The organism is Paenibacillus sp. FSL H7-0331 (assembly GCF_001956045.1).
On sequence record NZ_MRTH01000011.1, the window covers coordinates 93,834 to 118,627 of the forward strand.

Annotated in this window: 26 protein-coding genes; 25 read left to right on the forward strand and 1 reads right to left on the reverse strand. The window is 43.7% G+C overall.

The annotated features are described in order from the left end of the window. The first annotated feature begins 95 nt into the window (after window positions 1–95). The 13 genes from BK127_RS17780 to BK127_RS17840 all read left to right on the forward strand — a co-directional run bounded on the left by BK127_RS17780 (window position 96) and on the right by BK127_RS17840 (window position 9,513). Entirely contained in the window at window positions 96–446 is a 351-nt protein-coding gene (locus BK127_RS17780) for a putative DNA-binding protein (RefSeq protein WP_076233008.1), read from the forward strand. 57 nt (window positions 447–503) lie between these two features. Then, on the forward strand, window positions 504–1,877 hold the full coding sequence (gene ffh, locus BK127_RS17785; RefSeq protein WP_076232684.1) for a signal recognition particle protein: 1,374 nt from the start codon (window positions 504–506) through the stop codon (window positions 1,875–1,877). 49 nt (window positions 1,878–1,926) lie between these two features. Continuing rightward, on the forward strand, window positions 1,927–2,199 hold the full coding sequence (gene rpsP / locus BK127_RS17790) for a 30S ribosomal protein S16 (protein ID WP_076232687.1): 273 nt from the start codon (window positions 1,927–1,929) through the stop codon (window positions 2,197–2,199). Window positions 2,200–2,220: 21 nt separating this feature from the next. Further along, a complete protein-coding gene (locus BK127_RS17795; protein ID WP_076232689.1) occupies window positions 2,221–2,451 on the forward strand; it encodes a KH domain-containing protein in 231 nt (76 codons plus the stop codon). Window positions 2,452–2,555: 104 nt separating this feature from the next. Next, window positions 2,556–3,077, forward strand: coding sequence for a ribosome maturation factor RimM (rimM, locus tag BK127_RS17800; RefSeq protein WP_076232691.1), 522 nt, complete (start codon window positions 2,556–2,558; stop codon window positions 3,075–3,077). Continuing rightward, window positions 3,077–3,841: a tRNA (guanosine(37)-N1)-methyltransferase TrmD gene (gene trmD / locus BK127_RS17805; RefSeq protein ID WP_076232693.1), complete on the forward strand. Its 765-nt coding sequence runs from the start codon at window positions 3,077–3,079 to the stop codon at window positions 3,839–3,841. The genes rimM and trmD overlap by 1 nt, the downstream gene beginning before the upstream one ends. Window positions 3,842–4,022: 181 nt before the next feature. Next, window positions 4,023–4,367: a 50S ribosomal protein L19 gene (gene rplS, locus BK127_RS17810; protein ID WP_076232696.1), complete on the forward strand. Its 345-nt coding sequence runs from the start codon at window positions 4,023–4,025 to the stop codon at window positions 4,365–4,367. Between the two features lie 81 nt (window positions 4,368–4,448). Continuing rightward, window positions 4,449–5,021, forward strand: a complete 573-nt coding sequence (lepB, locus tag BK127_RS17815; protein WP_076232698.1) for a signal peptidase I — start codon at window positions 4,449–4,451, stop codon at window positions 5,019–5,021. A gap of 39 nt (window positions 5,022–5,060) precedes the next feature. Further along, a complete protein-coding gene (gene ylqF, locus BK127_RS17820) occupies window positions 5,061–5,948 on the forward strand; it encodes a ribosome biogenesis GTPase YlqF (protein WP_076232701.1) in 888 nt (295 codons plus the stop codon). Between the two features lie 62 nt (window positions 5,949–6,010). After that, window positions 6,011–6,670 (forward strand): ribonuclease HII, encoded by a 660-nt coding sequence (locus BK127_RS17825; RefSeq protein WP_256711361.1) that lies wholly within the window; start codon window positions 6,011–6,013, stop codon window positions 6,668–6,670. Between the two features lie 83 nt (window positions 6,671–6,753). Beyond that, window positions 6,754–8,850 (forward strand): hypothetical protein, encoded by a 2,097-nt coding sequence (locus BK127_RS17830; RefSeq protein WP_076232706.1) that lies wholly within the window; start codon window positions 6,754–6,756, stop codon window positions 8,848–8,850. After that, window positions 8,847–9,149: an EscU/YscU/HrcU family type III secretion system export apparatus switch protein gene (locus BK127_RS17835; protein ID WP_076232708.1), complete on the forward strand. Its 303-nt coding sequence runs from the start codon at window positions 8,847–8,849 to the stop codon at window positions 9,147–9,149. The genes BK127_RS17830 and BK127_RS17835 overlap by 4 nt, the downstream gene beginning before the upstream one ends. Further along, window positions 9,142–9,513 carry a YraN family protein gene (locus BK127_RS17840; protein ID WP_083689389.1) on the forward strand — a complete coding sequence of 124 codons (372 nt, stop codon included), beginning with the start codon at window positions 9,142–9,144 and terminating at the stop codon, window positions 9,511–9,513. Before BK127_RS17835 ends, BK127_RS17840 begins: the two co-directional genes overlap by 8 nt. Before the next feature lie 473 nt (window positions 9,514–9,986). Here the strand turns inward: BK127_RS17840 and BK127_RS17845 are convergent, their stop codons facing one another. Next, window positions 9,987–11,543, reverse strand: coding sequence for a YifB family Mg chelatase-like AAA ATPase (locus tag BK127_RS17845; RefSeq protein ID WP_076233009.1), 1,557 nt, complete (start codon window positions 11,541–11,543; stop codon window positions 9,987–9,989). A 398-nt stretch (window positions 11,544–11,941) separates the two neighbouring features. On the opposite strand from BK127_RS17845, the gene sucC reads away from it, so the two are divergent. From sucC to fliF, 12 genes are all read left to right on the forward strand, one after another. Then, the gene (sucC, locus tag BK127_RS17850; RefSeq protein ID WP_076232713.1) at window positions 11,942–13,102 is read left to right on the forward strand and encodes an ADP-forming succinate--CoA ligase subunit beta; all 1,161 of its coding nucleotides are present in this window, start codon (window positions 11,942–11,944) and stop codon (window positions 13,100–13,102) included. A gap of 37 nt (window positions 13,103–13,139) precedes the next feature. Beyond that, on the forward strand, window positions 13,140–14,069 hold the full coding sequence (sucD, locus tag BK127_RS17855) for a succinate--CoA ligase subunit alpha (protein WP_076232716.1): 930 nt from the start codon (window positions 13,140–13,142) through the stop codon (window positions 14,067–14,069). A gap of 108 nt (window positions 14,070–14,177) precedes the next feature. Then, a complete protein-coding gene (gene dprA / locus BK127_RS17860) occupies window positions 14,178–15,281 on the forward strand; it encodes a DNA-processing protein DprA (RefSeq protein ID WP_076232718.1) in 1,104 nt (367 codons plus the stop codon). A gap of 35 nt (window positions 15,282–15,316) precedes the next feature. Further along, window positions 15,317–17,401, forward strand: coding sequence for a type I DNA topoisomerase (gene topA, locus BK127_RS17865; RefSeq protein WP_076232721.1), 2,085 nt, complete (start codon window positions 15,317–15,319; stop codon window positions 17,399–17,401). 84 nt (window positions 17,402–17,485) lie between these two features. Beyond that, complete coding sequence (gene trmFO / locus BK127_RS17870) at window positions 17,486–18,808, forward strand: FADH(2)-oxidizing methylenetetrahydrofolate--tRNA-(uracil(54)-C(5))-methyltransferase TrmFO (protein WP_076232722.1); 1,323 nt, start codon at window positions 17,486–17,488, stop codon at window positions 18,806–18,808. A 166-nt stretch (window positions 18,809–18,974) separates the two neighbouring features. After that, window positions 18,975–19,520 (forward strand): ATP-dependent protease subunit HslV, encoded by a 546-nt coding sequence (gene hslV / locus BK127_RS17875; protein ID WP_076232723.1) that lies wholly within the window; start codon window positions 18,975–18,977, stop codon window positions 19,518–19,520. A gap of 18 nt (window positions 19,521–19,538) precedes the next feature. Further along, a complete protein-coding gene (gene hslU / locus BK127_RS17880; RefSeq protein WP_076232724.1) occupies window positions 19,539–20,933 on the forward strand; it encodes an ATP-dependent protease ATPase subunit HslU in 1,395 nt (464 codons plus the stop codon). 39 nt (window positions 20,934–20,972) lie between these two features. Further along, window positions 20,973–21,746: a GTP-sensing pleiotropic transcriptional regulator CodY gene (gene codY / locus BK127_RS17885; protein ID WP_076232727.1), complete on the forward strand. Its 774-nt coding sequence runs from the start codon at window positions 20,973–20,975 to the stop codon at window positions 21,744–21,746. A gap of 220 nt (window positions 21,747–21,966) precedes the next feature. Next, window positions 21,967–22,368 (forward strand): flagellar basal body rod protein FlgB, encoded by a 402-nt coding sequence (flgB, locus tag BK127_RS17890; RefSeq protein WP_076232729.1) that lies wholly within the window; start codon window positions 21,967–21,969, stop codon window positions 22,366–22,368. A 3-nt stretch (window positions 22,369–22,371) separates the two neighbouring features. After that, window positions 22,372–22,818, forward strand: a complete 447-nt coding sequence (gene flgC, locus BK127_RS17895; RefSeq protein ID WP_076232732.1) for a flagellar basal body rod protein FlgC — start codon at window positions 22,372–22,374, stop codon at window positions 22,816–22,818. Window positions 22,819–22,848: 30 nt separating this feature from the next. Further along, a complete protein-coding gene (fliE, locus tag BK127_RS17900; protein WP_076232734.1) occupies window positions 22,849–23,151 on the forward strand; it encodes a flagellar hook-basal body complex protein FliE in 303 nt (100 codons plus the stop codon). 44 nt (window positions 23,152–23,195) lie between these two features. Continuing rightward, window positions 23,196–24,785 (forward strand): flagellar basal-body MS-ring/collar protein FliF, encoded by a 1,590-nt coding sequence (gene fliF, locus BK127_RS17905; protein WP_076232737.1) that lies wholly within the window; start codon window positions 23,196–23,198, stop codon window positions 24,783–24,785. Window positions 24,786–24,794 lie beyond the last annotated feature (9 nt).

Below are 24,794 nucleotides of genomic sequence, written 5' to 3' on the forward strand. Positions count from 1 at the left end.
TGACAAGGAAAAAGACTTGACATCGTATCCGGTTTTCAGTATGATAAGTACTGTTGTTACTGTAAAGGGTTTTACCTTAACGGAGGCTTAGCATGATGACGGAAGAAAATATGCTCGCCAAAACAAATCGTATGAATCTATTGATTGATTTTTACGAGCTGCTCTTGACGGAGAAGCAACAGATGTTTGTAAAGCTTTATTTTCACGATGATTACTCACTAGGTGAGATTTCAGCAGAGTATCAAATCAGTCGTCAGGCTGTTTATGAACACATTAAACGTGCTGAATTAATGCTTGAGGAATACGAATCCAAGCTGCAGTTACTGAGCAAGCACGAACAAAGAAAAGTATATATACAGCAACTAGAGGCTCTGATGTTTATGTGGCATTCTGAAACAAAGGAACAAGCGCAATCAGTACTCGAGCAGTTGTCAGGCATAGAATAACAGTTTAAATTGGCTACATTCAAAGATTCACAGTAACGCTCAAGAGGTGATGTTTGTATGGCGTTCGAAAGTTTAGCGACTCGGCTTCAGAAGGTGTTCAGTAAGCTGAGAGGTAAAGGAAAGCTAACAGAAGACGATGTTAATGAGGCGTTGCGTGAGGTTCGTCTGGCGCTTCTTGAAGCGGATGTCAATTTTAAAGTTGTCAAGGAATTTATTGCAAAGGTCAAGGAACGTGCGATAGGTCAGGAAGTGCTCGAAAGCTTCACTCCTGCAATGGTCGTTGTGGATATCGTTAATAAAGAACTGACCGAGCTTATGGGTGGTACACAGAGCAAGCTGGCCAGGTCCAATCGACCTCCAACCGTAATTTTGATGGTAGGCTTGCAGGGTGCTGGTAAAACGACTGCTACCGGTAAGTTGGCCAAAATGCTTTTGCAGCAAAATCATCGTCCGTTGGTTGCTGCCGGAGATATATATCGACCAGCCGCGATCAAGCAACTGCAGGTGCTCGGTGAGCAGATCAAGGTGCCTGTATTTACTATGGGTGATCAGGTCAGTCCGGTGGAAATCGCCAAAAATGCGCTGCAGCATGCGAAGGATCACGGAAATGATTATCTGATCATTGATACTGCAGGTCGTTTGCACATAGACGAAGCTTTGATGGACGAGCTGAAGCAGATTGTTGATGCAGTCAAGCCTGATGAGACGCTCTTGGTCGTCGATGCCATGACCGGTCAGGAATCTGTCAATGTAGCTGAGAGCTTTCATAGCCAATTGACTCTGACAGGTGTAGTTCTTACCAAGCTTGATAGCGATACGCGCGGTGGAGCTGCTATCTCGGTTAAAGCAGTTACTGGATGTCCGATCAAGTTTGTCGGTGTTGGTGAAAAGATGGATGCGCTGGAGCCGTTTCATCCAGAAAGAATGGCTTCACGGATTCTGGGTATGGGCGATATGCTTACGCTGATTGAGAAGGCGCAAGAAGGTATTGATGCAGAGAAGGCCAAGGAAATGGAGCGCAAAATGCGCACCGCTGAATTTACCTTCGATGACTTTTTGGATCAAATGGAGCAAGTCAAGAAGATGGGACCGCTTGATCAGATTCTGGATATGCTTCCTGGTGCCAACAAGATGAAGGGTATCAAGGACATCAAGGTTGACGATAAGCAAATGGCTCGTGTTGCTGCCATCGTGAAATCGATGACCAAGCAGGAACGCCAAAACCCGGATATGCTGACTCCAAGCCGACGTAAGCGATTGGCAGCAGGTAGCGGAAATTCCGTACAGGATGTTAATCGTTTTATCAAACAATTTGATGACATGCGTAAGATGATGAAGCAATTTTCCAGCATGATGGGTCCTAAGGGTCCCAAAGGGCTTAAAGGTTTAAAGGGCAAAATGGGCAAAGGTATGAAGTTCCCGTTTGGTTAACATTAACGGCGTTACTGCTTGTTTATTCTATGTAGGAGGTGATTTTTAAATGGCAACACGTATTCGTCTAAAACGTATTGGTGCTCATAAAGCTCCTTTTTACCGTCTCGTAGTTTCGGATTCCCGTTCTCCGCGTGATGGTCGCTTTATCGAAGAAATTGGTACTTACAACCCGATTACTAAACCGGCAACTGTAAGCATTGATGAAGAAAAAGCGTTGAAATGGCTTCAAACCGGTGCACAAGCTTCTGATACTGTTCGCAGTCTTTTCAGTCAAGCGGGCATTATGAAGAAGTTTCACGAGTCCAAACTGCAGAAGTAATCTGCCGATTCGGAGGGTGTTATGCAGGATCTAATAACCGTTATCGCTAAGGCGTTGGTTGATCATCCCAATGATGTTCTGGTCAATGCGGTAGAGGACGAACGCAGCATTACGTATGAGCTATCCGTGCATCCTGACGATGTTGGGAAAGTAATTGGTAAGCAGGGACGTATTGCCAAGGCGCTTCGAACCGTAGTGACTTCGGCTGCAGTCAAGACAAGTAAACGAGTTTCGGTTGAAATTGTTTCTTAATGGATACCATGAGGGTTAGGAGAAATCCTAACTCTTTTTCATATAAAGATACAGAAAGATACAGCCTAAACAATTTGATGTTTTATTTTCGGAGGGGCCTATGTATGAGCGATAAATTATATACAATCGGTAAAATAGTCAATACGCATGGTCTTCTGGGAGAATTACGGATTTTTCCGGAAACGGATTTTGCTGATGAGCGTTTTGCCAATGGAAGTCAATTGGTATTTGTTGATCCCAAGACGAATGTACAGATTCCGGTGACGGTTAATTCAGCACGTGAGCACAAAAAAATGTTTATCGTTAAATTTAAAGGGTTTCAACACATCAATGAGGTTGAGAAATACAAAGGCTGGCTGCTGAAAGTGGAAGAAAAGTATATGCTCGAACTGCCGGATGACGAATTTTATTATCACGAGATTATTGGCTGCCGCGTGGTAACAGATGAAGGCGAAGAGCTTGGAACCATCAGCGAGATACTATCACCAGGAGCTAACGATGTATGGGTGGTGGATCGGCCATCTGGAAAGCCTGTATTGCTGCCTTATATCGATGATGTGGTACTGGATGTCGATATTGAAAACAAGCTGATCAAAGTTCATGTACTGGAAGGTTTGCTGGATTGATGAAAATAGATGTGCTAACCTTATTTCCACCGATGTTTGAAGGTGTGTTTTCAGCCAGTATATTAGGCAAGGCTCGTGATAAAGGAATCGTTGAATTGAATACGGTTAATTTTCGTGATTTTGCCAATAATAAACATAATACGGTTGACGACTATCCATATGGCGGCGGTGGCGGTATGGTCTTAAAGGCAGAGCCGATCTTCTCTGCTGTAGAGTCGTTATGGGATCCCGCTCAGACTGCAGCACCCAAACCCCGTATTATCCTTATGTGTCCACAAGGTGAGCCGTTCTCGCAGCGAAAGGCTGAGGAATTGGCGCAGGAGCAGCATCTGATCTTCATTTGCGGACATTATGAGGGCTATGATGAGCGGATACGGGAGCATTTGGTGACTGATGAGATGTCTATTGGAGATTATGTGTTAACCGGTGGAGAGCTGCCTGCAATGGCTGTAATTGATAGTGTCGTGCGTTTGCTGCCCGGTGTGCTTGGAAACGAGAATTCAGCTGTAACGGATTCCTTTAGTACCGGACTGCTGGAGTACCCGCATTATACAAGACCTGTGCAGTTTCGCGATTGGCTGGTGCCTGATATTCTAATTTCAGGACATCATGCTAATATTGAGCAGTGGCGCAGAGAGCAGGCGATCCTGCGAACGTGGATGAAACGACCGGAGCTGCTTGACAGCTTCCCTTTGACCCCGAAGGAGAAGCGTTGGTTAGCAGAGCTGGAACTGAAGAACAATCAGCCTGATTCGAGCCTATAGCAGTTGGATGAATGCTATGCATAGGTCCTACTAAAAAGGCTGTTGTAATCCACTATTAAGTATGATATTATGTATAACGTTGTGGCAATATTGCCCGATTAAGGTGGTCCTCTACGCACAACTACCCAAGTATCGACATCAGAGGCGGAATGAACACCTGTGTGGAAGGAGGAAGTAAATTATGAGTAATTTAATTCAAGAGATTACCAAGGATCAAATTCGCCAGGATCTGCCTAAGTTTCGTCCAGGCGATACAGTGAAGATTCACGTTAAAGTTATCGAGGGTACTCGCGAGCGTATTCAGCTATTTGAAGGTGTTGTTATTAAACGCCACGGTGGTGGAATCAGCGAAACTTTCACTGTAAGAAAGATTTCTTACGGTGTAGGCGTTGAAAGAACGTTCCCTCTTAACTCCCCGAAGATTGATAAGCTTGAAGTGGCTCGTCGCGGTAAAGTTCGTCGTGCGAAGCTGTACTACTTGCGTGGTCTTCGTGGTAAAGCGGCTAGAATTCAAGAGATTCGATAAGAAGAGAACAAACGGGGGCTTGTTTACCAAGCTCCTTTTCGTTTTTTACAGAAACGCAGTATCGGGAAGGGCAGGTCTGGGATGGAGCAGGAAAATACCATTGAAAAATCAAGTCCACTCAAAAAAGAAGCTTGGGAATGGGCTAAAGCGCTTTTGATCGCAGCGGCTCTCGTCTTTATTATTCGCTGGTTGATTTTTGCTCCTTTTATTGTGGAAGGGCCGTCCATGGAGCCGAATTTTTATACAAGCGAACGATTGATCGTCAATAAAATTATTTATTCAATGCGGAAGCCGGAGCGTGGAGAGGTCATTGTATTCCATGCAACCAAAGACAAAGATTACATAAAACGAGTTATCGCGCTTCCTGGGGAAACCGTTAAAGTAGAAGGCGACAAAGTGTATGTCAACAATCAGGTGCTAGACGAGCCCTATTTGAAAAAAGCTTTGGAGGACGCGGCCAAAAAAGGAGTCCCTTATAATACAAGGAACTTTCCCGAAAAGAAGGTTGCTGACGGTACGATCTTCGTCATGGGGGACAACCGTTCCAACAGTGCCGATAGTCGTGATATCGGATTTATTGAATATGAGAAAGTGGTAGGAAGGGCCGATTTGATTTTCTGGCCATTTAATAAAATCAGTCTGGTTCATTTTTAATAAAGAATACAGGCTTGGTATAGAAGCAGAGGTGACCGTATGACGATTCAATGGTTTCCAGGTCACATGACAAGAGCTCGCCGTCAGATTCAGGAGAAGCTGAAGCTGATTGATGTCGTGATTGAACTGTTGGACGCACGTATTCCGATGTCCAGCAGAAACCCGATGATTGATGAAATATTACAAAACAAACCGCGTTTGGTGCTGTTGAACAAGCATGATTTGGCCGACCCTGCAGTAACAGCTGAGTGGGTAGCTTATTTTGCTGACAAGGGACTCCAGGCATTACCTGTGGATTCCGCAAACGGTAATCAAATGAAGGATATTATGGTTCGCTGTAAAGAGCTTTTTGGCGATAAAATTGCGACTCAGGTTCGAAAAGGAATTAATCCGCGGCCGGTTCGCGCATTGATTGTCGGTATTCCCAACGTAGGAAAATCAACCTTGACCAATCGTTTGGCTGGTAGAAAAATTGCGGCAACCGGCGATCGCCCTGGGGTGACCAAGGGGCAACAGTGGATCAAGGTTGGCTCTGAGATGGAGCTGCTGGATACACCCGGAATTTTATGGCCTAAATTTGAGGATCAAATGGTGGGTATGCGGCTTGCAGCCACAGGAGCTATAAAAGAAGAGCTGCTCAATATCGCCGATATTGCCTTGTATGTGGTCAGATATTTAACCGTACATTATGGACCTTCCCTACAGGAGCGGTTCAGCATTGAGAAATTGCCGGACGACCCACAGGATACAGATGCTATGATCGAGGTTATGGAAGCAATTGGTCGCAAGCGTGGTGCTTTAATAAGTGGTGGGCGTGTAGATCTCGAGAAAGCTTCACTTACGATATTGCGCGAGCTGCGGGCAGGCAAAATGGGCCGAATCAGTCTTGAATCGCCAAGTGATGTCAGGCAGTCTGGTGCACGATAACAAGAAGTCACTCTGATCTGGGTGGCTTTTTTTCGTTTCCGCATTAGCCAATTTCGAGTATAATAAGCCATACATGCACGACCGCAGGAGAGGAAGCGATATCAGCTATGTTGGAATATGAACGGTCATTATGGGATCAAGGCTATCAGTGTATTGCTGGTGTCGATGAAGTAGGGAGAGGCTGCTTGTTCGGGGATGTTGTGGCAGCAGCTGTTATTTTGCCGCCGGGTCTCATTTTGGAGGATGTGAATGATTCTAAGAAACTATCTGCCAAAAAACGTGAGCAGCAGTATGAACTTATTCAGCAAGAAGCAGTAGCGATCAGTATTGGAATTGTTGATGTAAGGATGATTGAGCAAATTAATATCAAACAGGCATCGCGCCTGGCTATGAAGCTAGCAGTCGAAGGGCTTGACCCTGCTCCCGATTATTTGTTGGTAGATGCCGAACAGGTAGAGGTAGAATTCGCGCAGCAGCCCATCATTCATGGAGATGCGGTTAGTCAATCGATTGCAGCCGCTTCAATTATTGCCAAGGTCACGCGAGATCGAATGTGTTTGGAATGGGATAAAACATATCCAGACTATGGAATCGCGCTACATAAAGGTTATGCGACGAAGCTGCATCGGGAGAAGCTTTTGGAGTTGGGTTCAACAACGATGCACCGAAAAACGTTTCTCAAAAATATACTGTTGGAATCTCAGCAGCTTGAATGGTTTTAATAAGACTTTATTATGAAATGTGACGGGCCAAATGCCGATATATATACATAGCTTGATTAATTCCCATGAGGAGGTGCCCACACTTGAATATCAGCGGATTAATCAGAAGCGTTCTGAACGACATGCAAGCTTCCGAACCTAAAGTATTAGAGCTCAAGGTGGGAGAGGTCGTTAAAGGAATGGTATTGCAGCTTCTGTCCGAAACGGATGCTATCATCAACATAGGTGGTGTACAAGTACGAGCCAAGCTGGAAACTCCCTTAAAGCAAGGAGAGGTCACTCTGCTTCAGGTGCAGCCTGAGAACAGCTCTGGACAAATGGTTTTAAAACCATTGGGTGCATCGGTCGTACAAATTGCCGATGGTTCTTTAGCCGAGGTATTAAAAAATGTCGGTCTGCCGGACAATGCCATCAACCGTCAAATCATCCAAACCCTCCATCAATCAGGAGTACCGCTTTCCAAGGATAATGTTCAGGCTTTTTCCCAGCTCCAGTCCCAGCTTCCACCTGCAGTTTCCCAGAAAGACTGGATTCCAGCAGCCGTGGTTGCTTTTCAAAAAGGAATTCCACTTACAGGAGAGACCGTTACAGCGCTAAAACAGGTGATAACAGGTCCGGCTTTTCATGAGACTCTCCAGCAATTGGATGACCAGATGACCAAGCTTTTATCCGATAACCAGAACTTGTCGACTTCGACAAGATCAGCCATAGATGCCTTTAAAGGTGTTGTTGCAGTTGTAAAGGAGGCTTCCAGCGAGTTGATGCCTAATGTGGCTTCCCTGCTTTCGGATACGGAAGTTGAGAATATGTTAACCGCGACCAAGGAGGCTGGGCGTCAGCAGAATGCATCACAAGCGTCTGTAGCCGCTCCAAATGATATGGATGCAGATATTCAACAGGCTGCTAAAATGTCCGGTACGAGCCCTTCAGGTGCGGCTGCGGGGTTCAATCAGGCTGGATCTACATTACTTGCAGGTGAAGCAAGCTCGACAAGTCCCAAATCGACTTTGTTACAAGCTGAGACTTTATTAACCAAGCCTGACCCGGCTCTAAATGCTGCGGCAGAAGACGGTCCGTCGAATTCAGCAATAATATCAAAAACGGGGTCACAGAGCTTAGAGCAGGTTTCGACGTTAACAAAATCAGCTGCTAATCTCACACAGACCCAGACTCTGCCATCATCCCTACTCGGATCAGGTACTGGCATTTTATTGGATAATTCCGGTCGTACTGTTGAGGTTACCCCTGTACAGCCTACTGTCACTAACAGTGCAACAACAGCTGCAGCACTGAACAACACTTTGAAGATAAATCCTGAGCAGATGACTTCGGAGCAGCTGAGGGAAACCGCCGTTCGTCCTAATCAGACGCAATCGACGGCGAATAATGGGACAGCTCCTACTCTACCTTCCGACATTCAGTCGGAAACAAGCGAACATTGGATTTCCAAGCTGATTAAGGCGGTAGGTGTAGAGCATGAGCAAGCGATATTTAAGCTGCCGGAAAAAAACGGCCTTGATAGTCAGCTGTTGTCTGCTGCAAGCTTAAGCGATCGAAGTTCAGATTTACAAGCACCCGCTGGTACTCAGCAGGATTCGTTGAAATCAGTGGATACACTGAAGAGTGCACTTCTCATGCTCGTGCAATCCGACGATACACCGGCTGCTTTGAAAGAGACCGCACAGCAGGCGATCCAACAAATAACGGGACAGCAATTGCTGCTGAATACGGACAGAACCTCGGCTTTTTCCAATATTACGATGTTTATTCCGATCATCAATGCCAATGGGGAACAGACAGCAGCTATTCATATTCAATCCCGAAAAGGTGCGCGTGGTGAAATTGATGCGAATAACTGCAGACTTGTGTTTGATTTGCGGATGAAAGCTTTAGGGGATACGATGATTGATGTTCAGGTGGTGGATCGCATTGTCAGCCTGCGTGTATTAAATGACCAGCCCTTTATACAGCCGTTACTGGAATCCCATCGTGAGGAAATAGCAGCGAGTTTATCGAATATTGGTTATCAATTTATTTCTCTGAAATGCAGCCCTTATCCGGAAAAGGGTCAACCTACGGAAGAGAAAGCTGCTGGGAACAGAACCGAATCCAATCTATCAAGCCAGATAAAATCGTTGTATGGTAAAAAACCTTACAAAGGAATGGATGTACGCGTATGAAGCCTAAAAACCCCAATCCATTAAAAAAAGCTATCGCTCTGAAGTATGCGCCGGGAGAGAAAGGGGCTCCGGTGCTTGTAGCCAAAGGCAAAGGGCATATGGCTGAAGCGATCATGAGAAAGGCCAAAGAAAACGGAGTGCCCATACAGGAGGATTCCTCACTCGTTGAGGTTCTTTCCAAACTGGAATTAGATCAGGAAATTCCTCCAGAGCTCTACAAGCTGGTTGCTGAAATTTTGAGCTTTGTTTATCGGTCTGATGGACGAGCCAAACAAATACAGGTTAAATCCTATGAATAATCCGTTAACACGCAAACAACTGGGTACTGTAGGAGAAGGATTGGCTTGGAAGTATCTCGAGGGACTGCATTATGAGATCATTGAGAAAAACTGGCGCTGTCGAACCGGGGAAATCGATCTGATTGTGAAGGATGGCAGCTTTCTTGTGTTTGTGGAAGTGCGGACACGCAGCGGCAGCCCGCAATTTGGAACGCCCCAAGAATCGGTTAATGCCAAAAAGCAGCAGCAGGTGATGGAGACTGCTCAGTTCTACGTTCATCGTTATCAGAAACAGCAGCTTCAACTTCGATTTGATGTCATTAGTATCTTAACAACTAAAACAGGTGAGCAAGTTTCTTTGGATCATCTGGTCAATGCTTTTTAAAAGAACTCAATTTCAATCAAAAAAAAGAGCCGATCAGCGCCATCCTTTTGGTTGGGTTTTCGGCTTTTGGTTAAATATTCGTTGAACAATCGTTCGGTGTTTTTTGGTTTCCATAATCCGATTTATCTCCTCCATAACCAATCTCAATCGTTCGTCCTCTGTACTGACCTTGCGTAGTTCTGTGTATGCATATTTACTCACGGTGAGTATCCTTTCCAAAAACAGTTTTAAGAGACAAGTACACGGTGGAGGCAAGAAAAATAAAACCCAATGCATTCCATAATCCCAGCATCATACATGTTCACTCCTATACTTTCGGGTAATGCTATTATACTACATTGTTGTTGAAAAATGTCGCAATTTGAATGAAAATTTAGGTAATTAGTATTAATATTTGATTTTTTGTAACAAAAAAAGACAAATCGATATAGATTTGTCTTTTATAAGGCAGGATGAGAGACCTATATAGCTGACTAGCGGTTGTTGGTCGGTGAATGAGTTTTTTTATCCAGACTGCGATACTGCAGGGCTTCAGCCAAATGAGGAATCCCCAGCTGTGGACTGCCATCCAGGTCGGCAATAGTGCGTGCAATTTTGAGAATGCGATCATAGGCCCGCACACTCAAGCCAAGGATTTCAAACGATTTTTGGAGTAACTGCTCGGCTTCCATACTCAGCTGGCAGTGCTGCTTTAACAATTTACCGGAAAGCTCACTATTAAATGTAATGGAAGCATGCTTATACCTGTGAAGCTGAATGTGACGAGCTTGGTCGACATGAGCTTTCATTTCCTGAGAAGAGAGTTGAGCTGTTTTTTCAACGATTTGACCATATTCAATACGCGGTACTTCGATCTGCAAATCGATCCGATCCAGCAGAGGACCCGATATTTTAGATCGATAGTGCTCAATTTTAAGTTCACTGCAAGTGCATACATGTGCGGGTGTTTCGGCGCCCCAGTAACCACAAGGACAAGGATTCATCGACGCTGCGAATATAAAGTTAGATGGGAAGCGATAGGTGGCGCGTGCCCTTCCTATTGTGACGTAGCGTTCTTCCAACGGTTGTCGCAGAACCTCAAGAACGTTTCGGGAAAACTCAGGCAATTCATCCAAAAATAATACGCCGCGATGTGCCAGGCTAATCTCCCCGGGTTTGGGAATACCGCCTCCACCGACAAGGCCGGCCGAAGAAACAGAATGATGCGGCATTCGAAATGGACGCTCGCGTATCAAACTGCTGCGGTCGGCAAATTTACCGGACGCACTGTAGATTTTCGTTACCTCGAGAGCTTCCTGATCGGACATGACGGGAAGTATCGAGGGCAGTCTTTTGACAAGCATGGTTTTGCCTGTGCCCGGGGGACCAAGTAGCAGTATATTATGCATCCCGGCTGCACAAATCATCAGTGCTCGTTTGGCTTGCATTTGACCATGAACATCCGCGTAATCTTCAATGGATGCTGAAATCCTGGCGTCGGGCGATTTTGATTTAGATGGCGAATAATTAGCCATATTAAAGAGATGGGCGATTCCATTGTGAAGGTCATTCAAATGAGAAAGACAACCAATCTCAACATCCGGGATTAACGCTGCCTCTTGATAATTAGGTCTCGGTATCAGAATGCGGCGTATGCCTTGCTCACTGGCCGAAGCGATCATAGATAACACACCCGGGATTGCACGCACTGTTCCGTCCAAGGCCAGCTCACCTAAAATAAGGATTTGTTCGGGTAATTCCAACTGTAGCTGGCCGCTTGTATATAAAATGCCCATAGCAATTGCCAAATCGAATGCCGAACCTTCCTTGCGTACATCAGCGGGAGCAAGATTTATCGTTATACGCTGCAATGGAAACGTATATCCACAATTTTTAATGGCAGCTCTTACACGTTCTATGGACTCTTTGACAGCACTGTCGGGAAGCCCGACGATATTCATTTGCGGCAAACCATTACTTAAATCCACCTCTACCTCAACAAGCTTACCTTCAACACCGTGCAGGCAGGCACTCATTACTTTTCCATACACAAAAAAACACCTTCCCTCATCGTCATTCCATTCGGGCAAAAGGTGCTTCCTCATCGTCCATATGATTTTCCTTATTGTACCATAAATCAACTTGATGGCAATTGAATTGTGGTTGGCTACATGCTTTATTATTTCCTCGGGAATGATATAATACGGGATTTTTTTCAGTACCATAAAAAAGTTTAATTGAAAAATGACAGCTTTCCGTGAAAAAAGAAGGAAACTATCGAAAAATAATGGTACAATGGTTAAGGTTTTGTTGAGTTGTCTGCACTCGGCAGGATTTTGTATGCATCACAGCGAATATTTCCTTCGTTTGATGAGGAGCTTGCACATTCGCTGCAGTTCTTGCTTATATAGAAATTGGCAAGCTATTACTGATAGGAGGATTTTGCTAAATGAATATCCATGAGTATCAAGGCAAACAGTTGCTGAAGCAATACGGAGTTGCCGTCCCTAATGGGAAGGTTGCTTTTACAGTGGAAGAAGCGGTTGAGGCTGCGCAACAACTCGGAACTCCAGTCGTTGTCGTTAAGGCACAGATTCATGCAGGCGGACGCGGTAAAGCAGGCGGCGTTAAAGTAGCCAAAGGCTTGGACGAGGTTCGTACATATGCAGAACAGATCCTGGGCAAAGTTCTGGTTACTCATCAGACAGGTCCCGAGGGTAAAGAAGTCAAGCGTCTCTTAATTGAAGAAGGCTGTGACATTAAAAAAGAGTACTATATCGGGGTCGTTGTTGACCGTGAAACTGGACGCGTTGTAATGATGGCGTCTGAAGAAGGCGGCACAGAGATCGAAGAAGTAGCTGAGCATTCCCCTGAAAAAATCTTTAAAGAAGTTATTGATCCAGCTATCGGATTGCAAGCATTCCAGGCACGTAAGCTTGCTTATGCAATCAAGATTCCTAATGAATTAGTTAATAAAGCCGTGAAATTCATGGTTGCCTTATACACTGCGTTTGTTGATAAAGATTGCTCCATTGCAGAAATCAATCCGTTAGTAGTAACAGGTAGCGGAGATGTGATGGCACTTGATGCTAAGCTTAATTTTGATTCCAATGCTTTGTACCGTCACAAAGATATTTTGGAGCTTCGTGACCTCGAAGAAGAAGACGAGAAGGAAATTCAGGCTTCCAAATATGATCTGAGCTATATTGCTCTAGAAGGAAACATCGGTTGTATGGTCAATGGTGCAGGTCTTGCCATGGCAACAATGGATATTATTAAATATTACGGCGGAAATCCGGCCAACTTCCTGGACGTAGGGGGCGGTGCAACAACGGAGAAGGTTACAGAAGCTTTCAAAATCATCCTTTCCGACGAAGCAGTTAAGGGTATTTTTGTAAATATTTTCGGTGGTATTATGAAATGTGATATTATCGCCAATGGTGTTGTTGAAGCTGCCAAGCAATTAGGCTTGACGCGTCCGCTTGTGGTTCGTTTGGAAGGTACTAATGTTGAGCTCGGCAAAAAAATCTTGAATGAATCCGGTTTGAATATCGTAACAGCTGACTCGATGGCGGATGGTGCGCAAAAAATCGTGGCTCTGGTTTCCTAATCATAATTAATTAATCAAGGGATGTGACCTATACCAAATGAGTATTTTAGTAAATAAGGATACAAAAGTTATCACTCAAGGGATCACTGGCTCCGTAGGTATGTTCCACACTAAAGGTGGTCTTGATTACGGAACACAAATGGTAGGCGGTGTAACACCGGGTAAGGGCGGAACGAAGATTGATATCGAATTGGAAAATGGCACTACCGCTTCCCTTCCTGTATTTAATACTGTAGTTGAAGCTCAAAAAGCAACAGGCGCGACAGTTTCCGTTATTTATGTACCTCCTGCTTTTGCAGCAGATGCTATATTGGAAGCTATCGATGCTGAGCTTGAATTGGTTATTTGTATCACTGAAGGTATTCCGGTACTGGACATGGTAAAAGTAGCACGTTACCTGGAAGGCAAGAAAACTCGCTTAATCGGTCCTAACTGCCCAGGCGTAATTACACCAGGTGAATGCAAAATTGGAATCATGCCAGGATACATCCATACACCAGGTCACGTAGGCGTTGTTTCCCGTAGTGGAACATTGACTTACGAGGCTGTTCATCAATTGACAACACGTGGCATTGGTCAATCGTCAGCTGTTGGTATCGGTGGAGACCCTGTAAAAGGTTCCGAGTTCATTGATATTTTACGATTGTTCAATGACGATCCAGATACGTATGCCGTTATCATGATTGGTGAAATCGGTGGAACAGCTGAAGAAGAAGCAGCTGAATGGATCGCGGCTAATATGACGAAACCGGTAGTAGGCTTCATCGGTGGTCAAACTGCTCCTCCAGGAAAAAGAATGGGCCATGCTGGTGCAATCATTTCCGGTGGTAAAGGCACAGCAGCTGAAAAAGTAGCAACAATGGAGCGCTGCGGACTTAAAGTAGCCCCAACCCCTTCTGAAATGGGTTCTACTTTAGTCAGTGTTTTGGAAGAAAAAGGGCTTTTGGAAAAATGCATCACTAAATAAATATCGATTAATAGGCAAGAAGCCTTCTACTCCCTAACGGGATTAGGAGGCTTTTTTTATATACCAAACAGACCAAAAGTTGTTCTCAATGGAGGAGTGATATATACTATGGACAATCGAACCCTACTTATCATGCTGCATCAAACCGATGCGATAGGCTGGAAAACCATTTTACGAATCGTCAGTCTTTTTTCTGAATTGATTGAGGCTGTGCATGTAACTTCTGCTGATTGGCTGCAGTTGGGACTTACGGAAGCTAGAGCAAATGCGGTTGCAAAAGCTTTTATGGAAGCAACAACAGAGCGAGTAGAGACCGTAATGGAAAAGTATCGAAGCAGACAAATTGAGATTATTACGATATTTGATGATAATTACCCCTATTTATTGAAGCAAACGGCTGAGCCGCCTTGGGTTCTTTATGTTCGAGGACGTTTAGAATTATTAAATTCGCCAAGTATAGGAATAGTAGGAACACGAAATCCGACTGTATATGGCCGTAAAATCGCAGAGCAATTTTCTGAAGAGCTGTCTGCGGCAAATGTATGCGTGATCAGCGGATTAGCTAGAGGGATTGACAGTTCAGCACATGTGGGTGCTCTTCGCCAAAAAGGCGGTACGATCGCAGTGTTGGGATGTGGCATAGATCACATTTATCCCCCTGAGAACAAGTCGCTTTATATGACGATAGCCGAGCAAGGCTTGCTGGTAAGTGAATACCCGCTTAACACTAAATCACATCCCGGGATGTTTCCCAAGCGAAATCGGATTATTGCTGGCTTGAGTTTTGGCATAGTTGTAGTAGAAGCAGCTCTCAAAAGCGGTTCACTCATTACAGCAGACCAGGCTTTGGAAGAATCACGTGACGTGTTTGCGATTCCAGGCCCTGTGTCTTCACCCAAAAGCCAAGGTACTCTCGCTCTTATTAAGCAAGGTGCCAAGCTTGTCAGCTGTGTGGATGATATATTGGAGGAATACCGTCATCGGATAACATCAGACCCGACAAGACATAGTAAGCATGAACAAGAAGAACAGCCAAAGCTGACAGTAGATGAACAAATCATTACCGAGCTTCTGCAGCAGAGGCCCTTAAGTATTGATGAACTGCTAATGGGAAGTCAATTTACCTTTGGACATTTGCACGCAGTTCTGTTAAATTTACTATTGACTAAGCGCGTGGAACAATTACCAGGTTCTCTATACGCTATTTGTTAAATATATATATCAAAATTGAGGGGGGAAGGACGCTTATGGCAGATTCTTTAGTCATTGTGGAGTCACCCGCAAAAGCAAAAACAATCGGCAAGTACTTAGGCAGCAAGTTTATTGTAAAAGCATCAATGGGCCATATACGTGATCTTCCGAAAAGCCAAATTGGTGTTGAAATAAATAATAATTTTGAACCTAAATACATTACGATCCGCGGAAAAGGCTCAATTCTTAAAGAACTTAAAGATGCCCGAAAAAAAGTGAAAAGAGTTTATCTCGCAGCTGACCCGGATCGTGAAGGTGAAGCGATCGCTTGGCATCTGGCGCATTATTTGGAATTGGATGAAGCAGAAGAATGCCGAGTTGTATTTAATGAAATAACCAAACAGGCAGTAAAGGATGCTTTTAAAACACCACGTAAGATCGATCTTGATCTTGTTAATGCCCAACAGGCCAGACGTATTCTGGATCGTCTTGTCGGTTACAAAATCAGTCCGCTGCTTTGGAAAAAAGTCAAAAAGGGTTTGTCAGCCGGACGGGTTCAATCTGTAGCCGTAAAGCTTATTTATGATCGTGAAAATGAAGTAAAAGCTTTTGTTCCAGAAGAATATTGGTCCATTACCGCAAAACTTCTAGCCGGAACCAGCGAGTTTGAAGCCAAGTTCCATAGTATACATGGTGAAAAGAAAGAACTGAATAATGAGCAAGAAGTGAATGAAATCCTAAAAGGCTTAGAGAAAGCCAAATATGTGATTCAAGAGGTTAAAGAAAAAGAGCGCTTGCGTAATCCATCGCCTCCTTTTATCACGAGCTCCTTACAGCAGGAAGCTGCCCGCAAGCTGAACTTCCGTGCATCCAAAACGATGTCAGTAGCTCAACAATTATATGAAGGCATTGAGCTTGGGAGCGAAGGCACAGTCGGTTTAATTACTTATATGCGTACCGACTCAACAAGAGTTTCACCTATTGCTCAAGAAGAAGCCAAGGATTTTATTGTGAATAAATATGGGGATGCTTTTTATCCGGAAACCCCCCGTGTATATATCAAGAAAGCAGCTAATGCTCAGGATGCGCATGAAGCGATTCGTCCCAGCTCTATTTTACGGGAACCTGATCAAATGAAAGAGCACCTGAGCCGTGATCAGCATCGTTTATATAAGCTTGTCTGGGAACGATTTGTAGCTAGCCAAATGGCTTCAGCCATTCTTGATACAATGACAGTGGATATCTCGGCAGGAGATGCTGTGTTTCGTGCAGCAGGGTCCAAAATGAAATTTGCTGGTTTTATGAAAGTATATGTTGAAGGAAACGATGATGGTACGACAGAAGAAGACAAGCTGCTCCCTCCATTGCAAAAGGGAGATAAGCTGAAGAAGAACCAGCTTGAGCCCAAACAGCACTTTACACAGCCCCCACCGCGATATACGGAAGCACGTTTGGTAAAGGCGCTGGAGGAGATGGGAATCGGTCGGCCAAGTACATATGCACCGACACTGGAAACGATTCAGAAGCGCGGCTATGTGGCGATTGATGAGAAGAAGTTCGTTCCTACGGAGCTTGGTGAACTGGTTATCCAGCAAATGATTGAGTATTTCCCAGAGATCCTGGATATCGAATTTACGGCTCACATGGAAGGTGAGCTTGATAATGTTGAAGGCGGGACAGAGAACTGGGTCAAGGTACTTGGAGATTTCTATGAATCCTTCGAAAAGCGGCTTGTGTTTGCCGAAGAAGAAATGGAAAAAATTGAAATCAAGGATGAAGTTTCAGATGAAATTTGTGAAAAATGTGGACTTCATCTCGTATATAAAATGGGGCGATTTGGTAAGTTTCTTGCTTGCTCGGGATTCCCTGACTGTCGGAATACGAAACCAATCGTGAAGGACATCGGTGTTATCTGTCCAACCTGTAAGGTGGGTCATATCATTGAACGCCGCAGTAAAAAGGGTAGAATTTTTTATGGCTGTGATCAATATCCTGCCTGTGAATTCGTATCCTGGGATAAGCCGGTAGAGCAGCCTTGCCCCAAATGCGGCTCTATGCTGATCGAAAAAAGAAACAAGAACGGTGTATTCCATCAATGTGTTCAATGTGATTTTAAAGAAGAGATTCAGGAAAATGATTAATTAATCGCCATTCCCGGGAATGACTTAACTAAAAGTTAAGCTGGCGAATTCAATTTTCGAAGATAATCTTAGGAGGATATGATTGTGTCAGAATTACCTAGTGTTACCGTAATCGGGGCTGGCTTGGCTGGCAGTGAAGCTGCATGGCAAATTGCTAATCAAGGTGTCCCTGTTATCCTATACGAAATGCGTCCTGTGAAGAAAACACCTGCACATATTTCAGATCAGTTTGCTGAATTAGTATGCAGCAATTCGCTTCGTGCGAATGGACTTGCTAACGCTGTTGGTGTATTAAAGGAAGAAATGCGTCATCTTAATTCGTTGATTCTTCGTTGCGCCGACAAACATGCGGTTCCTGCTGGCGGGGCGCTGGCAGTGGATCGTGACGGTTTCTCAGGAGAAGTAACCTCCATGCTGCGCAATCATCCGTTGATTGAGGTGCGGAATGCGGAGCTGGAATCGCTGCCTGAGGGGATAACGGTGGTGGCAACGGGTCCGCTAACATCACCTGCACTTTCTGCACATTTGCAGCAGCTAATGGGGGAAGAGTATTTATATTTTTATGATGCTGCTGCTCCTATTATCGAGAAGGATTCCATCGACATGAGCAAGGTATATCTGGCTTCGCGTTACGATAAAGGGGAAGCTGCTTATCTGAACTGTCCGATGACTGAAGAAGAATTTAATGTGTTTCATGATGCTCTTGTTTCAGCTGAGGTAGCGCCGATCAAAGATTTTGAAAAAGAGATTTATTTTGAAGGTTGTATGCCTATAGAGGTCATGTCACAAAGAGGCAAGCAAACGGCATTATTTGGCCCTATGAAGCCGGTAGGTTTGATCAATCCACATACGAATGAGCTTCCTTATGCTGTCGTTCAATTGCGTCAAGATAATGCTGCAGGAACCCTATATAATATGGTAGGTTTTCAAACTCACTTAAAGTGGGGAGAGCAAAAACGGGTATTCTCATTAATCCCCGGATTGGAAAATGCCGAGTTTGTCCGTTACGGTGTCATGCATCGCAATACATTTATTAATTCTCCCAAGCTTCTGAAGCCAACCTATCAGTTCGTCAACAGGGACAATTTGTTTTTTGCGGGTCAGATGACCGGTGTTGAAGGTTACGTAGAATCTGCTGCTTCCGGATTAATAGCAGGAATAAATGCAGGGCGTTTTGCAAAGGGTAAAGAATGTGTGGTATTACCGCTGGATACGACACTGGGCAGCATGGCTAATTATATTACGACTGCTGATTTCAATCATTTTCAACCGATGAATGCCAACTTCGGACTTTTACCACCTTTGGGTGAACGATTTAAAAGTAAAAAGCTCAAAAATGAAAAAATAGCTCAACGTGCTATTGAGAAAATTCAGAATTTTTCACAAAACGAATACAATTTAACTTGAAACGAAAAGCGTTACTATGATAATATAAGTTTTGGGCTTAAATAAATAAGATAATATTGTGAATACATTAACCTCTTATCGCGGCTGCCTGATTTGTGCGACTCGATCGAGGTTTTTCTATTGTATGATCCCGGTATAAAGTTTACTTTTTGGAGGTAGGTTTTGGATGGAGCAAACCTTTCATGCAACAACGATTTTTGCTATTAAGCATCAAGGTAAAGGTGCGATTGCCGGCGATGGGCAAGTAACTTTTGGCAACAGCATGGTCATGAAGAATTCAGCAAAAAAAGTGAGAAGACTGTACCGTGGCAAAGTGGTAGCAGGTTTTGCAGGAAGTGTTGCGGATGCGATTACTTTGTTTGAAAAGTTCGAAGCCAAGCTTGAGGAGCATCAAGGCAATCTGCAACGGGCTGCTGTTGAGCTTGCCAAGGAATGGCGATCTGACCGTGTTCTGCGCAGGCTGGAAGCGATGATGATCGTAATGGATGCCAATTATGTTCTTTTGATCTCGGGTAATGGTGAAATTATTGAGCCTGATGACGGGATCTTGGCAATTGGTTCAGGTGGCTCTTTTGCGCTAGCGGCTGGACGTGCGCTTCATCGTTATGCATCTCATATGAGTGCCAAGGAAATTGCACAGGCTGCTCTAACCATGGCTGCTGAGATATGTGTGTTTACCAATCACAACATTATAGTGGAAGAAATCGAATAGGATGAGGGAGGTATTCTCTTGAAGCATACAGCTTTGACCCCCAGAGAGGTGGTCGCCAAGTTAGACCAGTACATTATAGGTCAAAAAAATGCCAAAAAATCGGTTGCCGTCGCTCTTCGTAATCGGTATCGTCGAAGCTTGCTCGATGAATCCATAAAGAACGAAATCGTGCCTAAAAACATTTTAATGATTGGACCTACAGGAGTCGGTAAAACAGAGATCGCCAGACGTTTAGCCAAATTGGTCAATGCTCCCTTTGTTAAAGTCGAAGCGACTAAATTTACAGAGGTTGGCTATGTTGGACGTGATGTCGAAGCGATGGTCAGAGATTTGGTTGAGACTTCGATTCGCATTGTCAAAGCAGAGCGCACGGAAAAATTAAAAGATAAAGCGGAACAGCTGGCAAATGATCGGATTGTTTCTATTTTAATACCAGGAGCCAATAAGCAGAAAACACAAAGGAATCCTTTGGAAATGTTATTTGGCAATGCCGGAAACTCAGAGCCACAGGAACAAGAGGAAGACTATAATCTGATTTCCCGTAAGCAGGAGCTAAAGGAGCAGCTGCTGAAAGGTCTTCTTGAGGATAAGACGATAGAGATAGAAGTGGAAGATAGTGCACCAAATATGCTGGATATGTTATCGGGTCAGGGTAACGAGCAGTCTGGAATGAATATGCAGGAAATGTTTGGAAGCTTGATGCCCAAGAAAATGAAAAAGCGTAAGCTGACTATCAAGGAAGCCCGAAAAGTATTGACTCAGGAAGAAGCCCAAAAGCTGCTGGAAATGGATGAGGTCATACAGGAAGCGATTCTGCGTGTCGAACAGCTTGGGATTATATTCATAGATGAAATCGATAAGATCTGCAGCTCCGGCCGCGGCAGCGGTCCTGATGTTTCACGGGAAGGTGTGCAGAGAGATATATTGCCTATCGTTGAAGGCTCGACAGTGATGACTAAATATGGACCGGTTCAAACCGATTATATTCTCTTTATTGCTGCAGGTGCTTTTCATATTGCCAAACCGTCCGATTTAATTCCTGAACTTCAAGGAAGATTTCCAATTCGGGTGGAATTAAGCAGTTTAACCGAGCAGGACTTTATACTCATTTTAAAAGAACCGCAGTATTCATTAACAAAGCAGTATACGGCTCTTTTGGAAACTGAAGGCATCCATGTCAATTTTTCTGATGCTGCAATTGAAGAAATTGCTCGTATTGCTGCAGAGGTTAATCAAAACACAGACAATATCGGAGCCAGACGTTTACACACGATACTCGAAAAATTACTGGAGGATCTGTCCTTCGAAGCTCCGGAGATCACTCTTGAACAAATTCTCATTACTCCGGAATATGTAAGAGAGAAGCTTTCGGATATTGTCCAAAACCGAGATTTAAGCCAATACATTTTATAACCCTTATTATAACCGTTGGACGCACTGGGAGGCAGTTTCATGACATTATTAGAAAAAACACGAACCTTGAACAGACTACTGCAAAAAGAAGCGGGGAACCCGGTCAGTTTTCTGAATATGGCTAGTGTGCTGAGTGACATTCTGCATGCCAATATATATGTAGTTAGTCGTAAGGGTAAAGTGCTCGGCAGAGCATTTGATACGGATGTTCAGGATGAAATATTGTCCGCAACCCTTGGAAGTGAGAACCGATTTCCGGACGAATATAATCAATTGCTGCTCAAAATCAACGAAACATCGTCAAATATGGGTGCGGATAGTGAATATCATGTTTTCGGGGAAGAGGCTTCCGCGGCTAACATCTTCATTACCATTGTACCTGTCATTGGGGGCGGCGAAAGATTAGGCACCTTGATTTTGACTCGCTGGAATCATGCCTTTATCGATGACGACCTTATATTGGCTGAATATGGATCAACTGTAGTGGCAATGGAAATTCTGCACGAAAAAGCTGAGCAGATAGAGGTAGAAACTCGAAGTAAAGCGGTTGTACAGGTCGCTGTTGGTTCCTTATCGTTCAGTGAACTGGAAGCAGTCGAACATATTTTCGAACAGCTGGAAGGAAGTGAGGGGCTGCTTGTCGCAAGTAAAATAGCGGATCGTGTCGGAATTACAAGATCTGTGATTGTTAATGCGATGAGAAAGCTCGAAAGTGCCGGGGTAATTGAGACAAGATCCTTAGGTATGAAAGGCACCTATATTCGTGTTCTTAATGATCAACTTATGACCGGATTGCAAAGTATAAAGTTATAGTTAAATTACAGGTTATAAGCCCTATATATAAAATATAGGGCTTTTTTCTCATTGTAATAATTCCCAAATATCATCAATATAGTTATAGGTCTCTTTTACTATGATTATCAACGAAATTTGTTATATTTTATTTCGATTAATATGTCGAGAAAAGGAGGAATATGTATTAGACTTGTTGAATAGTACAATTTAACATTACCGAAAAAAGGTAGGAACAAACATGGATATTCTTAATAAAGCCGGCTTTAATCAAATGGAACGATCTTTGGATGCTGCAACTTTACGCCAGCGTGTCATCGCTGATAATGTAGCTAATGCAGATACTCCCTACTTCAAAAAATCAGAGGTTCGTTTTGAAGAGCTACTGCAGCAGGAATTGAATGTGTCTTCTTTTGAAGGGTACAGAACGGATCCTAAACATTTTTACATCGGGCGACCTGCCAGAGTAGAAGCACAGATTGTCAAAGACAAGCAATCGACGATCAATAACAATTTAAACAATGTGGATATTGATTCGGAGATGTCTTTAATGGCTAAGAACCAACTTCGGTATAATGTGATGGTTCAACAGATCAGCAATGATATTAAAAAGGCAAGAACGGCAATTCAAGGGAGAGGGTAACCAATGAAGCTTACGAACGGGTTTGATATTAGCTCCTCTGCATTAACGGCGCAACGTTTCCGAATGGATGTTATATCTTCTAACATTGCCAATGCTGACTCAACGAGAGCTAAACTAGTCAACGGAAAATGGGTACCTTATCAAAGGAAGCTGGTTACTATTGAGCCAAAGAAACCTTCGTTTGAGCAAGCTCTCCAAAATGCACAAACCAATGCCGCTGGAGAAGGGGTTAAAGTGACACAAATTATTGAGGATACTTCTCCCTTTAAGCAAGTTTACAACCCAACGCATCCCGACGCAGACGAGAACGGATTTTTAATGATGCCCAATGTTGACGTGCTTAAGGAAATGGTAGATATGATTTCTGCTTCCCGTTCTTATGAGGCCAACGTAACTGCACTCAATGCATCCAAATCATTGATCGCAAAAGCGTTGGAGATAGGCAGATAACAATTATTTTAATAGAAAGGGGACTTCACCATGGTAGAAAAAATGGGGCTCCAGCCTTTACAAGCCATCATTCCTCAATCTGCTGCTAAAGGCTTGAGTGCGTCGGAAGTGACCGATCAGTTTGGAAGCTTTTTATCGGATGCAATTACCAAGCTCAATACTCAGCAGCAGCAGGTCGATCAGTTAAATGATAAATTTGCCAAAGGAGAGATCTCTGATGTACATCAGTTGATAATCGCTTCGGAGAAGGCATCCCTTGGATTAGAGCTGACGGTACAATTACGTAACAAAGTGATTGATGCATATCAGGAAGTCATGAGGATGCAAGTATAAAAGCACTTTGAATCTTAGCTTGAGTCTTTAGATGGGGTGGAAGAGTGAATGAGAATCTAACCCAGTTTTGGAACAAGATAACCCAATACTGGAATCAATTTAGTAAAACACAGAAAATTACTTTTGTAGCAACGGTTGTTCTGGTTTTACTAACGATTGGAATTATTAGCTATAACTTTTCAAAAACAGAGTACGCCCTGGCTTACACGGATTTACAAGCTACTGATGCTGCTGCAATAAAGACTTATTTGGATGGGGCGAAAATTCCCTACCAACTCAGCGAAGATGGGAAAAGTATTGGGGTTCCGCGAAGCGAGGTTGCCAATGTGAAATTGGCTGTTGAATCGCAGGGCATCAATAAAAGCGGAAATATCGGATACGGGGTTTTTAATCAAAACAGCACATTTGGGACAACGGACAAGGAATTTAATGTTAAGTATGTGAATGCAATACAAGGAGAGCTTCAGCAGCTTATCAATTCGAACAGCGCAGTGAGCAGTTCCAAAGTGTTGATCAGCTTACCAGAAGAGACAGTGTTTCTACCTAAAGGAGCCGAAAAGGAAAAAGCGACGGCTTCGGTTGTTCTAAATTTGAAGCCTGGGTATAGTCTGGACCAGGCGAAAGTTGACACGATGTACAATCTCGTATCTCATAGTATCAAGGGATTGCCAGTTGAGAACATTACGATTTCCGATCAAAACGGGGAACTGCTGGAGTATTCCAAAGGCAAGGGGAAAATCACTAACACCAGCATGGCGACGCAAAATTTTGAAATCAATAATCAATTCAAAAATGATATTCAAAAAAATGTTCAACAAATGCTAGCTACCCTGCTTGGAAAAGATAAAGTGATTGTTCAGGTGTTTTCTACCATGAATTTTGATCAAACCAATACGAAGCAGCAGCTTGTGACTGCACCCAATGTGGTGGATCAAAAAGGTTTGGAAATTTCTGTTCAAGAAATTCAAAAAAATTATAACAGTGATGGAAGTTCGGCTGCTGCTGGCGTTCCAGGTACGGGGCAATCTGATGTACCAGGTTATCCCGGTAGTAACAATGGTGGTACAGCCAAATCCGAGGAGCTTCAAAAGACAGTCAATTATGAAGTTAACCGGATCACGAATGATATCGTTGCAACTCCCTACATTGTTAAAGATTTAACCATAAATGTAGGAATTGAACCACCTAATCCTGAAGATCCTAATTCATTAACTCAGGAAACCAAAGATGCTGTACAACGCATATTGGTAAACGTGGTAAGAGCGGCACTTGCTGATAACAAGCAAACACTGACTGATGACGATTTGACTAAAAAGGTAACTGTATTTGCACATAATTTTGCAAGACCTAATGCAACTGCTGTTAGTTCCAATGCTATGCTGTTGTATGGTGGTCTAGGCGGACTTGCACTTGCTTTGTTAGTATTAGGCGGGTACTTGCTTGTAAGACGTCGGAGATTGAAGCGTGAAGCTGAAGAGGAATTGGCACTAGAGCCAGCTAAGGTGGAATTCCCGACCATAGATATTGATAATGTGACTAATGATAATCAAGTGCGTAAGCAACTCGAGACCCTGGCCAAAAGAAAGCCGGAAGAATTTGTTAATTTGCTTCGTACATGGTTAGTAGACGAATAGGGGTGTGCT

Bases quoted from the DNA above. Each gene is read 5' to 3' on its own strand.
- codY (WP_076232727.1), top strand. From the start codon at position 20,973: ATGACATTATTAGAAAAAACACGAACCTTGAACAGACTACTGCAAAAA.
- ylqF (WP_076232701.1), top strand. From the start codon at position 5,061: ATGACGATTCAATGGTTTCCAGGTCACATGACAAGAGCTCGCCGTCAG.
- BK127_RS17835 (WP_076232708.1), top strand. From the start codon at position 8,847: ATGAAGCCTAAAAACCCCAATCCATTAAAAAAAGCTATCGCTCTGAAG.
- hslV (WP_076232723.1), top strand. From the start codon at position 18,975: ATGGAGCAAACCTTTCATGCAACAACGATTTTTGCTATTAAGCATCAA.
- rimM (WP_076232691.1), top strand. From the start codon at position 2,556: ATGAGCGATAAATTATATACAATCGGTAAAATAGTCAATACGCATGGT.
- lepB (WP_076232698.1), top strand. From the start codon at position 4,449: ATGGAGCAGGAAAATACCATTGAAAAATCAAGTCCACTCAAAAAAGAA.
- sucD (WP_076232716.1), top strand. From the start codon at position 13,140: ATGAGTATTTTAGTAAATAAGGATACAAAAGTTATCACTCAAGGGATC.
- BK127_RS17780 (WP_076233008.1), top strand. From the start codon at position 96: ATGACGGAAGAAAATATGCTCGCCAAAACAAATCGTATGAATCTATTG.
- ffh (WP_076232684.1), top strand. From the start codon at position 504: ATGGCGTTCGAAAGTTTAGCGACTCGGCTTCAGAAGGTGTTCAGTAAG.
- fliE (WP_076232734.1), top strand. From the start codon at position 22,849: ATGGTAGAAAAAATGGGGCTCCAGCCTTTACAAGCCATCATTCCTCAA.
- rpsP (WP_076232687.1), top strand. From the start codon at position 1,927: ATGGCAACACGTATTCGTCTAAAACGTATTGGTGCTCATAAAGCTCCT.
- trmD (WP_076232693.1), top strand. From the start codon at position 3,077: ATGAAAATAGATGTGCTAACCTTATTTCCACCGATGTTTGAAGGTGTG.
- BK127_RS17795 (WP_076232689.1), top strand. From the start codon at position 2,221: ATGCAGGATCTAATAACCGTTATCGCTAAGGCGTTGGTTGATCATCCC.
- sucC (WP_076232713.1), top strand. From the start codon at position 11,942: ATGAATATCCATGAGTATCAAGGCAAACAGTTGCTGAAGCAATACGGA.
- rplS (WP_076232696.1), top strand. From the start codon at position 4,023: ATGAGTAATTTAATTCAAGAGATTACCAAGGATCAAATTCGCCAGGAT.
- dprA (WP_076232718.1), top strand. From the start codon at position 14,178: ATGGACAATCGAACCCTACTTATCATGCTGCATCAAACCGATGCGATA.
- BK127_RS17840 (WP_083689389.1), top strand. From the start codon at position 9,142: ATGAATAATCCGTTAACACGCAAACAACTGGGTACTGTAGGAGAAGGA.
- flgC (WP_076232732.1), top strand. From the start codon at position 22,372: ATGAAGCTTACGAACGGGTTTGATATTAGCTCCTCTGCATTAACGGCG.
- topA (WP_076232721.1), top strand. From the start codon at position 15,317: ATGGCAGATTCTTTAGTCATTGTGGAGTCACCCGCAAAAGCAAAAACA.
- flgB (WP_076232729.1), top strand. From the start codon at position 21,967: ATGGATATTCTTAATAAAGCCGGCTTTAATCAAATGGAACGATCTTTG.